At 67.4% G+C, this 13,616-nt stretch carries 8 protein-coding genes; 2 read left to right on the forward strand and 6 right to left on the reverse strand.

Features of this window, described 5'->3' with window-relative positions:
- Positions 1 to 62: 62 nt before the first annotated feature.
- The 3 genes from AK36_RS05805 to AK36_RS05815 all read right to left on the reverse strand — a co-directional run bounded on the left by AK36_RS05805 (position 63) and on the right by AK36_RS05815 (position 4,675).
- A complete protein-coding gene (locus AK36_RS05805) occupies positions 63 to 1,316 on the reverse strand; it encodes a flippase (protein WP_045578071.1) in 1,254 nt (417 codons plus the stop codon).
- A gap of 37 nt (positions 1,317 to 1,353) precedes the next feature.
- A complete protein-coding gene (locus tag AK36_RS05810) occupies positions 1,354 to 2,544 on the reverse strand; it encodes a glycosyltransferase family 4 protein (protein WP_041494151.1) in 1,191 nt (396 codons plus the stop codon).
- Between the two features lie 355 nt (positions 2,545 to 2,899).
- The gene (locus AK36_RS05815; protein WP_045578072.1) at positions 2,900 to 4,675 is read right to left on the reverse strand and encodes a serine aminopeptidase domain-containing protein; all 1,776 of its coding nucleotides are present in this window, start codon (positions 4,673 to 4,675) and stop codon (positions 2,900 to 2,902) included.
- 1,016 nt (positions 4,676 to 5,691) lie between these two features.
- Between AK36_RS05815 and AK36_RS05820 the strand changes: the two genes are divergently transcribed.
- Positions 5,692 to 7,893 carry a glycoside hydrolase family 3 C-terminal domain-containing protein gene (locus tag AK36_RS05820; protein ID WP_045578439.1) on the forward strand — a complete coding sequence of 734 codons (2,202 nt, stop codon included), beginning with the start codon at positions 5,692 to 5,694 and terminating at the stop codon, positions 7,891 to 7,893.
- A 195-nt stretch (positions 7,894 to 8,088) separates the two neighbouring features.
- On the opposite strand, the gene AK36_RS05825 is transcribed toward AK36_RS05820, so the two are convergent.
- The 3 genes from AK36_RS05825 to AK36_RS05835 form a co-directional block, all read right to left on the reverse strand.
- A complete protein-coding gene (locus AK36_RS05825) occupies positions 8,089 to 9,657 on the reverse strand; it encodes a methyl-accepting chemotaxis protein (protein WP_045578073.1) in 1,569 nt (522 codons plus the stop codon).
- A 326-nt stretch (positions 9,658 to 9,983) separates the two neighbouring features.
- Entirely contained in the window at positions 9,984 to 11,261 is a 1,278-nt protein-coding gene (locus tag AK36_RS05830) for an ATP-binding protein (RefSeq protein ID WP_045578074.1), read from the reverse strand.
- Positions 11,245 to 12,003, reverse strand: coding sequence for a response regulator (locus AK36_RS05835; RefSeq protein ID WP_045578075.1), 759 nt, complete (start codon positions 12,001 to 12,003; stop codon positions 11,245 to 11,247). The genes AK36_RS05830 and AK36_RS05835 overlap by 17 nt, the downstream gene beginning before the upstream one ends.
- 327 nt (positions 12,004 to 12,330) lie before the next feature.
- On the opposite strand from AK36_RS05835, the gene AK36_RS05840 reads away from it, so the two are divergent.
- The gene (locus AK36_RS05840) at positions 12,331 to 13,614 is read left to right on the forward strand and encodes an efflux RND transporter periplasmic adaptor subunit (RefSeq protein WP_011882046.1); all 1,284 of its coding nucleotides are present in this window, start codon (positions 12,331 to 12,333) and stop codon (positions 13,612 to 13,614) included.
- The last annotated feature ends 2 nt before the right edge of the window (positions 13,615 to 13,616 follow it).

Here is a 13,616-nt window from a genome sequence, read left to right on the forward strand (position 1 = left end):
GGAGATCCGGCGCGTCACACCCTCACCGCTCTCCCTACCACCCCACCCCGCGCATGATCGCGTCATCCCGAACGCGCCGACAGGTTCAGCAAGCCCACGCGTTCGCGGCACAGCACGTATGCGAGCGCGACCGCCACGGCCGATTCGGCGATCAGCACCGCGATGGCCGCACCGCGTTCCGCGAACAGCATCGCGAGCGGCGGCAGCAGCGTCACGTTCAGCGCGCCGGACGAAATCAGGATGATGCTGAAAATGCGCTTCATGCCCATCGGCAGCATCGTCTGAACGCCGAACAGGTCGGTCATGCAGGCCATGAACGGCACCAGCGCGAGGCAGCGCAGCACGCCGACCGTCGGCGCGAACGCATCGCCGTACAGCATCCTGACGACGAACGGCGCGCATACGTAGATCGTCGCCGACATCGCCAGCACCAGCGCGCCCTGCAGCACGATCAGCTTGCGCAGGAACGCGAACGCGTCGTCGCGCGCGTGGTGCATCAAGTACGTGACGTGCGGATAGGTGGCGGCCCTCAGCGGTTGCAGCAGCCCGACCGCGGCGCGGATCAGCTTGTCGCCGGCGGCAAAATAGCCGGCCGCGACACTGCCCGAGACGATGCTCAGCAACACGGTGTTGGTCGACGCGTAGAACGAGATCGACGTCGAGGCGAGAAACACCTGCGAGCCGCCTTTCAGCGCGGCGGCGATATCGGCCACGCCGACGCGCACGCTGTCGACCTCGCGCCGCAGGAACAGGTACGCGAGCAACGTCACGCCGCACAGCACCGGCACCGCCGCGTTGATCGCGACCGCGTGCAGCAGATCGTCCGGCGTGCGCACCCAGGCGAAGAACGCGACGACGCTGCATGCGCGGTACACGACCACCGTGACGCTGTAGACGCTCAACTTCTGGATGCCCTGAAAGTACCAGCCGGGCGTCAGCGCCGCGCCGACCGCCATCCCGAACCCGATCAGCAGCGCCGTGCGTTCCGCCGCGAAATGCGGGACGAGCAGCGTCAACGCGAGCAGCACCGCGAACCCGGCGACCGTGATCGCCCATTGCGCGCTGACGGTCGCCCAGAAGATGCGCGAGCGCTCCAGCTTGCCGTCCGCGAGCGCGACGCGCGGCGTCGCCGTCAGGTCGAAGCTGTAATTGGCCAGATTGATGAAATACGTGGTGACCGCGAGGACGAACGACAGCCGCCCATACTGCTGCGGCCCGAGCACGCGCGTCAGCAGCGGCAGCGTCACGAGCGGCACGACATACGTCGAGATTTGCAGCGCGAACAACAACGCAAAGTTTTTTCGAACAGCGGTCATCGGGCTTTCTGGCGGTGAGAGAACGGTGTGCCGACCGTCAAGGCGCACACGCGCGCGGTGCGTGCGCGTCGATGCCGAGCACCGCACACAGCGACGCGGCGTAGCACTCGACCGAGTAAGGCGACCAGTCGTAGCGACGATCGGCGATAGCGAGATGCGTGCGCAATTCGGCGAGCGCACGCGCGAAGCCGTCGGGCGTGTTGCGGTAGAGAATCTTGTGGCCGATCTCGTCGCCGAACGTCGACAGGCTGCCGATGTCGTGGACGAGCGCCGGCAAGCCGAGCATCGCAGCCTCGACGATCACGAGCGGCGCATTCTCGGCCCAGATCGACGGCAAGATCAGCGCGTCATGGAGCGGGAGCGCGGCAAACAGCGTGGCATGGTCGACGCGGCCGGCGAAACGCAACCGCCCCGATTCGACGAGCGCCGCGTATTGCCGCTCCAGCTCGCCGCGCTCCGTTCCGTCGCCGTAGACGGTCAGCGACGCGATCGCATCGCCGGCCGGCCCGCTCATCAGCGCGAGGAACGGCGCGAGGCCCTTGTCCCAGTCCACGCGGCCGACGAAGGCGAGATCGAGCCGCTCGCCGCGCGGCGGTTTCGGCGGACGCGGCACCAGCGTCGAATCGATCGGGTTGCGCACGAGCGTCGCGCGGGCGCGACCGCGCTGCGCGATCAGATCGCGCATGAACGGACTCGGACACAGAATCTCGTCGAACAGCCCAAGCGGATCGAACAGCGTATCGACCGCATGCCAGTGCAGCTTCTTCACGACGTCGTGGACGAAGCCGCGCGGGCTGGCCGTCATCGCGATGCGCCGGCGGCTGCGCAATCGTTCGATCGACAACGGCTGCGCGCGGCCGCGCGAGTAGACGAGCAGGCTCGGGTTGTAGAACAGCAGGTGGTAGTCGTGCGCGGTCATGAACAGGCCGCAATCTGCGTGGCGCTTGTAGCGCGCGAGCACGGGCAGGATCGCGCTCGACAACAGGTTGTGGTAGTTGTGCACGAGGATGCGTTGCGGGCGAAACCGGTCGAGCAGCGCGTCGAGCGCGCGGGCGGCGGCAGGCGACCACGCATGCGCGCGCGCGCTGCCGGCCAGCTCGGGCACCGCCTGCTGATCGAACGTCTCGACTGCGACGCCGTCGCGTGCGCGCAGCACGTCGGCGGACAGCCGGTACACCTCCTCCGCGCCGCCCTTGCGCGCGAAGTCGTTGATCACCAGCACGCGCATCACGCTCGCCCCCGGCCGCCGCAATGCCGGGCGCGCGAGGCCGCGTCGTGCGCCGACGCGTCGAAGCGCGCGCGCATCGCGCGCTCGCCGTGACGGCCTTTCCACTTCCGATGTTTCCGGCACGCTTGCTTCATTGTCATTCCTGGGCGGGGTCGCGGCTGCGCCTGCGAACAGGCTCGCATGAAAATTCGACAGCGTCAGGATACGGCCGCCGACGCGCGCGATCTGTTCGTCCGGTTACGTTGGCGGCAGGCGCCGTGCTGCGGCGATGCGGCTCGCGAAGCGTACGGGCGGCTGCGACGATGCGATCGCCGCATGCCGCGCGAACGTGCCGCTCGAATGTTCCGTAAGCGCGCTACAGCGGTGCGTGCTCGGGCTGCGCGGGCATGGCGAGTTCGGCCGGCGCATCCCAGCCGGACAGCAGCGTCGCGCAGCGGGTGACGACGTACTGCGCGGCGGCATCGCCGTGCAACGAATGATCGAGCGCGTCCTGCATGTCGACGGACACGTTCGGCAGATGCGCGAACGCATGCGCCGCAGGACCGAAGTGGCGGACGAGCACGTCGACGCCCGGGTCGAAGGTGCCGTAGACCAGATGCGTGCGGATGCCGCGCGCCGACATGTCGCGCAGCATGCCGCGCGGCGTGTCCTTGCCGGGCCGCCAGCCGAGATGTTCGCCGACCCGCTTGAGCGGCCCCGTCGCGACACCCGCGGCGAACCGGAACATCGCACGCAGCACCGGCCGCAGGTCGCGTCCTTCGGTCAACAGCCGGCGCAGCTTGCGACCGCAGCGTAGCGACGCCCAGTAGCCGCGCATCGAATTCGTCTGGTTGTTCAATGCATCGGCGAGCGTTTGCCCGCGCGGCCAGACGAACGCCGGCAGATTCACCGCGATCACGCCGGCCAGTTGCTCACGCGCGGCCGCATGAAGCGACGCGTACGCGCCGGAGCAGATGCCAAACGCGACGATCTCGCGATGCCCGTGCGTGTTCAGCCAGCGCGCCGCCGTGACGACATCCGCGATCGCCTGATCCGAGTACGGAATGTTCGACTGATCGTCCGTCGCGCGCGGGCCGCTGTCGCCGACGCCGGTCGAATCGATGCGCAGGCTGCTGATCCCCGCCGCCGCGAGCGAGCGCGCAAGCCGGACCGCGAAGCGACCGTCGGCGACACGCGGATTGGTCGCCGTATTGGCGATCAGCAGCGTCGGTGCGGCAGCGCGCCGGACCATGCCGGCCGGCTCGCACAGCACGCCGATCATTCGAGCCGGCTCGACGGCGACGATACGTTCGACGCTGCTCTGCGCCGTCAACGTCACGCCCGGCCCGGCGCCGGGTAGCGGCCCGCGTACGCCGCCGTCGGTGCCGTCGTCGATCCAGTTCACGACCGTGTCGAGCAAGCCGGCGGGCAGCCGCGACCACACCGGCTCGCGCATCATGCCGCCCCAGTCGGCGCAGGTGCGCATCTCCACCGACACGCCGCGCGCCTCAAACGCATCCGCGAGCGCGGAGCCGTCGCCGTAGGGCGCATCGACGAGTAACGCGCGCGCGGGCAACACGCGCGCGCTTGCGACGCACTCGCTCAGATTGATGCTGCGCAGGCGCGCGACGAGATCTTCGGGATACACATGGCCGAGCACGCGCAGCGGCCGTTCGTCGCGAACCGCGTCGCGCACCGCGGGCGATACGTTGTCGAGCCAGCTTTGTGCGACGAGCGACAGCTCGCGCAGATAGCCGCGTCCGCGCACCACCGGCGCCAGCGCGACGAAGCGGGTCAATTCGGGAATGCCGTCCGCGGCCAGCAACGCCAACGTGGCACCGGCGCGCATGCCGACGACGGACAGCGTATCGACGGCGACGCGCTCGCGCAGTGCGTCGACCGCATGCCGGACGCTCGCGAGCATGCGGTCGAAGCGTTCGGCATCGTGTTCGTCGCCGAGCGAGTCGCCGCTCGCCGGGTAATGGAATCGCAGCACCGGAAAGCCGCGCTCCGCGAGGCGCTCGGCGAGCGAGCGCACGAGCTTGTGAAGCCACAACGCCTCGTGGCCGAGCGGCTCGCAGATCACGATCCCATGCGACCGATCGCCCGCGTGAAGCCAGCCGACACAACCGTCGAACTGAATCGGCATCATGATGCGGTCCTCGCGCTGAACGCCCGATGCGCCGGCGCTCCGCCTCGGGGCGAGCGGCCGGGCCGGGAACAGCATTGAACGTACATCGGCGGGCGCAGCCGCAGCGTGTGCGCGAAGCACACTCGCATGCCCGGGCAGCCGCATTCGACGGATCGGGAACGACTGACGTTGCGACGCGTTGAGCCGTATCCCCGTAGCCGGCTCCGTCCTTGCGTATCGATTTGGGTTCCCACGAATACACCCGTATATGAAAACACCCGCATGCCCGAGCGGGCCGCGCGTGTCTGTCGAGCATCACCTGACGTGCAGGCGCCTCTGGGTTGAGCTTGGTCTTTGCAATTGTTTGATTCGTGCTGCGCCACCTGGCCGTTACGCGCTCGCGAAATCGGCGTCGCAGGCCTGGCACTCGGCCTGCTCCCACGCGGCGATTAGACCATTCGATGCCGCCGCATTCGGTACGGCACATTACATTTTCAAAACACGCCCTCCGGCGCGCACACAGCGATGCGGCATCACGCGATTGAATACCGTCCCGCGCGATGCGTATGTGAGCCACCTCACTTACGTTCGTCGCAGTGCACCAACGGCGTTTCGGCGGCCGGTTCAGTGCGCGGCAATGTGCAGCGTTTTCGACGCAACCGCCGGAATGCAGGTAGTTGTTACGACGCTGCATCGCGGCACTCGGGAACGATGACCGCGTTTTCGCGACCCCGCACGACCGCGTCAAAAAAAGATCGTACGTATCGGTACAAACACCGATGCTGTAGCCAAACTACATTCGTAGGATTGGTCGCTGCAGAGAATCGCTACATACGATTCGGCAGCGTTCGACGGTCCGCGTCGCCGTCGTCGGTGCCGTTCGCGCCCAACCGGCCGTAACGATTCCCCGCCCGGCGTGGCGTGCCGACGCGCAATCACCGTGCATCGCCGGCCGAAGGCGTTCGATGCGAATCGATCGAACGTGTGCAGCTCCAGACATCATCCGAACAACCGGCAATACGATCATGGAGAGCAACATGCGGGACAAACTCTGGCCGGCCGCCGTGCTGGCAGCGACCCTCTGCACCAGCGTCTATGCGGCCAACGCCGATTTCGATTCACCGGGCAGTGCAGCCGACGCGTTCGCGTCGTCGGCCGCGCAGCAGCGCGCCGACCTGCTCGTGCGCAAGATGACGCTCGACGAAAAGCTGCAGTTCATCCATTCCCAGTACGAGATGTCGAAGGTGCCGGGCGGCGGCGCCGGTTATATCCAGGGCGTGCCGCGGCTCGGCATTCCCGACCTGAACATGGTCGACTCGGCAACGGGCTCCGGCAGCACGTCGCAGCCGAGCACGACGTTCCCCGCGACGATCGCGCTCGCCGCGAGCTGGGACCGCCGGCTGTCGTACGACTTCGGCAAGCAGGTCGCGATTCAGTTGCGCGCGCAAGGGTTCGGCATGGGCCTCGGCGGCGGCACGAATCTCGCGCGCGAGCCGCGCGGCGGCCGGCTCTTCGAGTATCTCGGCGAGGATCCGCTGCTCGCCGGCGAGCTGCTCGCGGAACGCACGATCGCGACGCAGCAGCACAAGGTGATCGCGACGATCAAGCACTACGCAGGCAACGAACAGGAGCATGGCCGGATGGGCGGCAACACGCAGATGGACGAGCGCACGCTGCGCGAGCTCTATCTGCTGCCGTTCGAAATCGCCGCGAAACGCGGACAACCCGGCAGCGTGATGTGCAGCTACAACCGCCTGAACGGTACGTATGCGTGCGAGAACAACCATTTGCTCAACGACGTGCTGAAGAACGAATGGGGCTTCCAGGGGCAGGTGCAATCGGACTGGGGCGCGGCGCACAGCACCGCCGCCGCGATCAACGCCGGGCTCGACGAGGAAGAGGACGTCGGGCCGACCGTCTACCTGACGCCCGAGGCCGTCAAGCAGGCGATCGCGAACGGCTCGGTATCGACCGCGCGCCTCGACGACATGGTGCGCCGCAAGCTGGCCGTGATGATCCGCGTCGGCGTGATGGACGACCCGGCCAAGGCCGGCGGCACGATCGATTTCGCGGCCGCGAACCGCTTCGCGCAACGGGTCGCCGAGCAGTCGATCGTGCTGCTGAAGAACGACGGCAACCAGTTGCCGCTGGTGGCGTCCGCGCTGTCGCGCATCGCGGTGATCGGCGGGCACGCCGATGCGGCCGTGCTGTCCGGCGGCGGCTCGGGCAACACGCGCGACCCCGTCACCGGTTCGTTCGCCGGCTGCGGCGGGCTGGTGTTCGGATCCTCGACCGGTTGCAGCTGGTGGCGCAATCCGTGGCTGAAGGTCGACGTGCCGATCGTCGCGGCGATCCGCGCGCTCGCGCCGTCCGCACGCGTGACGTTCGCGGGCAACAGCGATCAGCAGTCGCCGTTCCGCGCCTACACGCAGCAGGAAATCGATCAGGCCGCGACGCTCGCGGGCCATTCCGACGTGGCGATCGTCGTGGTCGCGCAGCCGGCCGGCGAGGACTTCGGCGATCTGCAGAGTCTGCGCCTCGCGAATCCGTCGAATCAGGATGCGCTCGTCGAAGCGGTCGCGCGCGCGAATCCGCACACGATCGTCGTGGTCGAGAGCGGCAATCCGGTGTTGATGCCGTGGAAGGATCGCGTGTCGGCGATCGTCGAAGCGTGGTATCCGGGCGAAGGCGGCGGCAATGCGATCGCGAACGTGCTGTTCGGCGCGGTGAATCCGTCCGGCAAGCTGCCCGTGACGTTCCCCGCGCGCGATCAGGACTCGCCGGCGTGGGTGCAAAACGGCGGGTTCGACAACGATCCCTTGTACGCGGAACGGCTGAACATGGGCTATCGCTGGTACGACGCGCACAACATCGCGCCGTTGTTCGAGTTCGGCCACGGGCTGTCGTACACGCACTTTGCGTACTCGGGGCTGTCGGTGTCGCGGCAGCCGGACGGCTCGCTCAACGTCGCGTTCACCGTGCGCAACGACGGGCGCGTCGCCGGCACGGAAACGCCGCAGGTCTACCTCGGCGTGCCGTACAAGGATGAACCGCCGAAACGCCTGGTCGGCTGGGACAAGGTCCAGCTCAACCCCGGCGACGCGCGACGCGTCAGCATCACCGTGACGCCGCGCATGCAGAGCGTGTGGGACACGTCGCACAACGGCTGGCGTTACGTCGCGCGCGGCACGGTGTATGTCGGTGCGTCGTCGCGCGATATCCGTTTGCAGGGCAGTTGAGCAAGCGGCTGGCAGCGGCGGACGCCGGGGGGTGATCGGCGTCCGACTGCCCGCCCCGACGTGCGCGATTGCCGTGCGTCGTGCGCAGGGCCGGTCCGCGCGGACCGGCCGCTGCGGATCTACGAAAGCATCGCCACGCGAGCGGCTCGGCTCCCGCTCGCATCGACTTCCGGCGAAGCACCGAGGGCCAAGTCCTCAGCGCGCGGCGACGCGTCCGATCCTGAATACCCCGACCACGTCGCGCAGCGTGGTCGCTTGCTGCGCCATCGCCTGCGCGGCTGCCGACGCCTGCTCGACGAGTGCCGCGTTCTGCTGCGTAACCGAATCCATCTGGCCCACGGCGACATTGACCTGCTCGATACCCGTTCCCTGCTCGTCCGAGGCCGATGCGATTTCATTCATGATGTCGGTCACTCGCCGCACGGATTGCACGATATCCGACATGGTCGAGCCCGCGCGTTCGACCTGCTGGGACCCCAGCGCCACGCTCTCGACCGAACCCGTGATGAGGTCCTTGATCTCTTTCGCCGCATTCGCGCTGCGTTGCGCCAACGTGCGAACCTCGCCGGCCACCACCGCAAACCCGCGCCCCTGCTCGCCCGCACGCGCGGCCTCGACTGCCGCGTTCAGCGCGAGAATGTTCGTCTGGAACGCAATTCCTTCGATCACGGCAATGATTTCGGCGACTTTGCCGGAACTGCTCGAAATGGCGCGCATGGAGTCGACCACCTCGTTCACCACTTCGCCGCCGCGCATCGCGACCTCGCAGGCGCTGCCCGCAAGCGCATTCGCCTGCTTCGCGTTTTCCGTATTCTGACGAACCGTCGCGGTCAGCTGCTCCATGCTGGCCGCCGTTTCCTCGAGCGAAGCCGCCTGCTCTTCCGTTCGCTGCGAGAGATCCAGGTTCCCCTGCGCGATTTCGCCGGCCGAAGTCGTGATCGATTCCGCGGTCGACTGAATTTCCGACACGATGCCGCTCAGTTGCCGCCGCATCGATTCGAGCGACGCCATCAGGCTGCCGCGATCATTCGGCGCGACCGGCACCGGTGCTTCGAGATTGCCTTCGGCAATACGTCCGGCCACGGCCGCGGCGTCGGCCGGCTCGCCGCCCAGCGACCGCATGATGCCGCGCGTGATGACGGTTCCCAGCACGATCGACAGGATGACGGTGATGACGCCCGCTGCCGCGAGCGTCACCTTGGTCAACGCAGTCAAGCTGGCCACCTCGCCTGAACGTTGATCGAGCAGCGACTGCTCGGCCTCGTTCAACTCGGCGGCTACCGCTCGATAGCGATCCATGAACTGCTTGTCGTCGCCCTGCTTGAAGTAGTCGATCAGCACGTTGACAGGCTGCGTACCGGCATTGACATCACGCCGCATCGCGATCAGCTTGTCGTCGACCTCCGCCACCTTCCGATGCATGTCGCGCAGCGTCTCGAGACGGCGCTGTTGCGCGGCATTGTCGGATGTGAGGCTGCGCACGACGTCGAACGACTTGGCGAACTGCCTGAGGCCGGCCTTATAGGGCTCCAGAAAGCGGTCGTCTCCCGCGGCCACGTAGCCGCGCACGCCCGTCTCCATGTTGACCATGCTGGTCAACATGTCGTCGTTCGCTCGCAGAACCTGATAACTATGAACGTTCCAGCCGTTCGCCTGGTTCAGCTTCAGAAAATTGACGATCGAGATGGCGCTGCCGATCAACGCAATTAGTACGACGATACCGAATGCTGCGGCCAGCTTCCTGCCGACTGTCATGGAGCCCATACGTTCTTCCTCCCCTTGTGTTGTTTCGTTATGTCGGCAAGCAGGAAGACTTACTGTAATTCGCGCTTTCCGTGCCTGAGGAAGTATTCCTCACGATGGCTGAATATATCGGTCAATTCGCCCTGACACGGGGTCGAATCCGGTGACTATCCGTCCTCGCAAACGATCCACGACGTCTAGTCTTTTTATCGGTCGCCGCACCACCGAGGACCTCAACGAACGCGCCCGCACGCTTGCCGACGCGATGCGCGCATGGAAGCTCGACTAGCCGCCGCGGGCGGGCATGCAAACGGGAGAAGGCACCGCATGCGGCGCCCCATTACGCCTCACCGCGCGCCACTGTTGTTCGGAAACCTCATCGCAATGACGAGCCCGCCGTCGGCCGCGTTGGCAATCTGCAGCGTGCCGCCGTGATGGCGAACGAGGCGGCGCACGATGGCGAGGCCGAGGCCGCTGTGCGCGGTGCCGCCGCGCGCCGGATCGAGCCGGACGAACGGACGCAGCACGCGGTCGAGGTCCGGCTCGGACACGCCTGGCCCGTGATCACGCACCACGAGCTCGTAGTGCCCGTCATGCGCTCGCGTGGCGATTTCCACGGGCGGCTCGCCGTAGGTCAGCGCATTTTCGACGAGGTTCGAGAGAATGCGGTCGATATCCACGATGGGCAGCGTGAAGTCCGGCCCGGCGCGCAGATCGAGCGTCACGAGCGCGTCGGTGTCCGCTGCACCGCCGGGAGCCAGCGCGTCGGTGTAATCGCGCCGGCAGTGGGCGTCCACGCTCGTCTGCGGCGAACTTTCAGGGCTTTCGCGGGCGAAGTCCAGAAACTGCGTGATGACGCGCGACATCGATTCGGTGTCGCGCAGAAAGCCGTCGCGATCGCCGGGATCGGTCAGCAGATCCGCACGCACCTGCATGCGCGTGAGCGGCGTACGCAGGTCGTGCGCGATGCTCGCGAGCATCACGGCGCGCTCGCGTTCGGCCTCGGCCAGTTCGCGCGTCATGTCGTTGAAGTCGTCGATCAGTTCGCGCACTTCACGCGGTCCGCGCTTGCGCACGAGGCTCGCATGAACGCCCGTACGATGCTCGCGCGCCGCGGCAGCGAGGTCGCGCACCGTCCCGTTGAACCGCCACGCGAGCATCACCGCGACCACGACGGCAAACGCCAGCGTCAACGCCAGCGCGCCAGTGAAGCGGTAGAGCGGCACATCGGCCTGCGGCAACACGATGCCGCGCGCGCTGCCCGCGGGGAGCACGCGCAGCGTGCCGTCGCCGTCCATTGCCACGTGGGTGCCCGACGGCAGCACGTGCCGCAATTGCCGTTCGATCGGCCCATTGGTGTCGCCGCGAAAGCGCTGCGCGTCGGCGGCCGGCAATTGCTTCAGGTCCGCGAACGAAATACCGAGGATGTCGGCCACCGACCGATCGCCGCCGCTCTCCCGCCCGCCCATGCTCGCGGCAGCCTCCACGACGCGCGAAATATGGAAGGCGGCAAGGCTCGCGCGGCTTTGCTCGATCAGCAGCAGCGACGTGAGGTGAACCAGCACGAGCAGGCCCACCGTGGTTACGACGAGCCGCCCGAACATCGAATCAAACGGATTCTTCATCGGCCGGGTTGTCGGGAATGAACATGTAGCCGATGCCGCGCATGGTCTGCAGCCGTCGGGGATTGGACGGGTCGTCCTCGATCAGGCGGCGCAGGCGCCATACCGGCACGTCGATGCCGCGCTCGGTCACGTCGGCGTCCGGACCGTGGAGCAGCTCGATGAGCCGCGTACGCGACAGCGTTTCCATCGGATGCGAGGCCAGCACTTCGAGCAGCGCGTACTCGCCGCCCGTGAGCTTGACGGGCGCGCCTTCGCACAGCAGCGTGCGCGTCGAGAAATCCAGCTCGAAACGGCCGAACCGGCACGGGGCGCGCTTCTCCTGGACCACCGCGGGCGGCGGCGGCCCCTGCCGGCGCAGCACTGCATGGATGCGCGCGAGCAGTTCCTGCGGCATGAACGGCTTGCCCAGATAGTCGTCCGCGCCCAGTTCGAGCCCCAGCACGCGGTCCACGCCTTCGGCGCGCGCGGTCAGCATGATGACCGGAATCGTGTCGCCGCGCGCGCGCAACTGCTTGAGCGCGGTGAGGCCATCGACGCCCGGCATCATGAAATCCAGCACGATGATGGACGGCCGTTCGCGCTCCAGCCGCCGCGCGAGATTCGTGGCGTCGTGCAGAACGGAGAACGCAATGCCGCGCTGCTGGAAGAACTTGCGCAGCAGGTCGCGCAGTTCGGCGTCGTCGTCGACGAGCAGGACTTGCAGCGCGGAGTCGGGGATGGAAGGTGCGTGCACTTCGGGCATTCAGGGCGGCGTGAGGACGAAATGATGGTAGCCCGGAGAGGGCCCGGCTGGCTTTCGGAATATTACCGAGAATTGCGCCCGCTAACGAAACCCGCACGAAGACCCGGCCGCGACGGTAGTTCGTACGCCGAAAGCCCGGTTCTCTTTCGGCCGTATTCGCGCGTCACGGGACAGTAAGTTTCCGTAAGCACGAAAAAATGCGCCGTCGGTAGCGTTACGCCTTGCCCAGTACCGGTTCCGTCGGGGCGCCACCAAGGTGCGCCGGAAGCGTCCGGTGCCGTCCCGTTCTCGCATCGCGCGACGTCGCGATGTCCAAACAGGTCCAAGATGAAAACGCCAATCCTCCCCAACCACGCGCACCGCCGCATGACGTGCAGGCCGCGCCAGCTGTTTGCCGCCCTCTCGATACTGGCGATAGTCGGCACCGCCGGCTGCAACAGGCAAGCAGGCGGGCCGCCCGGCGGCGCCGCCGCGCAGACCGCGCAGGTGGGCGTGCTCACGCTCGCGCCGCAGCGCATCGTCGAAACCACCGAACTCTCTGGCCGCCTTTCCTCGCAGAAGGTCTCCGACGTCCGACCGCAGGTGAGCGGCATCATCCTCAAGCGCCTGTTCGTGGAAGGCGGTGACGTGAAGGCCGGCCAGGTGCTCTACCAGATCGATCCGGCCACCTACCGGGCGGCCTACGACCAGGCGCGCGGCACGCTCGAAAACGCCCGCGCCACGTTGGCCGATGCGAAGACGAAAGCGGACCGCTACACGGAACTCGTGAAGATCAACGCCGTGAGCAAGCAGGACTACGACGACGCCGTCGCCGCCGTCCACCAGGACGCCGCCACCGTGACGGCCGACGCGGCCGCGCTCGAATCGGCGCGCGTGAACCTCGAATACACGCGCGTGCGGGCGCCCATTTCAGGACGCATCGGCGCCTCCACCGTGACCGAAGGCGCGCTCGTCACGTCCGCCCAGACCACTGCGCTCGCCACCATCCAGGCGTTCGATCAGATGTATCTCGACGTCACGCGTCCCAGCACGGAGTGGCTGAAGCTGCGCAAGGCCTTCGCTTCGGGGCGCCTCAAGAAGACGGGCAGCGACAGCGCCGCCGTCACGCTCGTGATGGAGGACGGCACCGAATACGCCCACGCCGGCACGCTGCAGTTCTCCGGCGTGACGGTCGATGCCACGACGGGCTCGGTCACGCTGCGCAGTACGTTCCCGAACCCCGAACGCGAATTGCTGCCCGGCATGTTCGTGCGCGCCCGCCTGGAAGAAGGCGAGAACGACGACGCGATACTCGTGCCGCAGATGGCCGTGACGCGCGCGTCGGACGGCAAGGCGAGCGTCTACGTGGTGGGTGCGGCCGGCAATGCGCAGCAGGTGCAGGTGACGGCCGACAACGCATTCCGCGACCAGTGGATCGTGACCTCGGGCCTGCACGCCGGCGACCGCGTGATCGTGAGCGGCCTGCAGAGCGTGCATGCGGGCGCGCCGGTCAAGGTGGCCGCCGATACGCCGCAGACGCAGGGGAACGCGGTATCTGCGGCATCTGCGGCGTCCGCTGCCACCGACACATCCGCAGCCGGCACGGCCTCGCCCGTGTCGGCGCAACACTAGGC

The organism is Burkholderia vietnamiensis LMG 10929 (genome assembly GCF_000959445.1).
GTDB classification, from domain to species: domain Bacteria; phylum Pseudomonadota; class Gammaproteobacteria; order Burkholderiales; family Burkholderiaceae; genus Burkholderia; species Burkholderia vietnamiensis.

Coding starts and splice junctions, on each gene's coding strand:
- AK36_RS05805 (WP_045578071.1), bottom strand. CDS start 1,316: ATGACCGCTGTTCGAAAAAACTTTGCGTTGTTGTTCGCGCTGCAAATC.
- AK36_RS05810 (WP_041494151.1), bottom strand. CDS start 2,544: ATGCGCGTGCTGGTGATCAACGACTTCGCGCGCAAGGGCGGCGCGGAG.
- AK36_RS05815 (WP_045578072.1), bottom strand. CDS start 4,675: ATGATGCCGATTCAGTTCGACGGTTGTGTCGGCTGGCTTCACGCGGGC.
- AK36_RS05820 (WP_045578439.1), top strand. CDS start 5,692: ATGCGGGACAAACTCTGGCCGGCCGCCGTGCTGGCAGCGACCCTCTGC.
- AK36_RS05825 (WP_045578073.1), bottom strand. CDS start 9,657: ATGGGCTCCATGACAGTCGGCAGGAAGCTGGCCGCAGCATTCGGTATC.
- AK36_RS05830 (WP_045578074.1), bottom strand. CDS start 11,261: ATGAAGAATCCGTTTGATTCGATGTTCGGGCGGCTCGTCGTAACCACG.
- AK36_RS05835 (WP_045578075.1), bottom strand. CDS start 12,003: ATGCCCGAAGTGCACGCACCTTCCATCCCCGACTCCGCGCTGCAAGTC.
- AK36_RS05840 (WP_011882046.1), top strand. CDS start 12,331: ATGAAAACGCCAATCCTCCCCAACCACGCGCACCGCCGCATGACGTGC.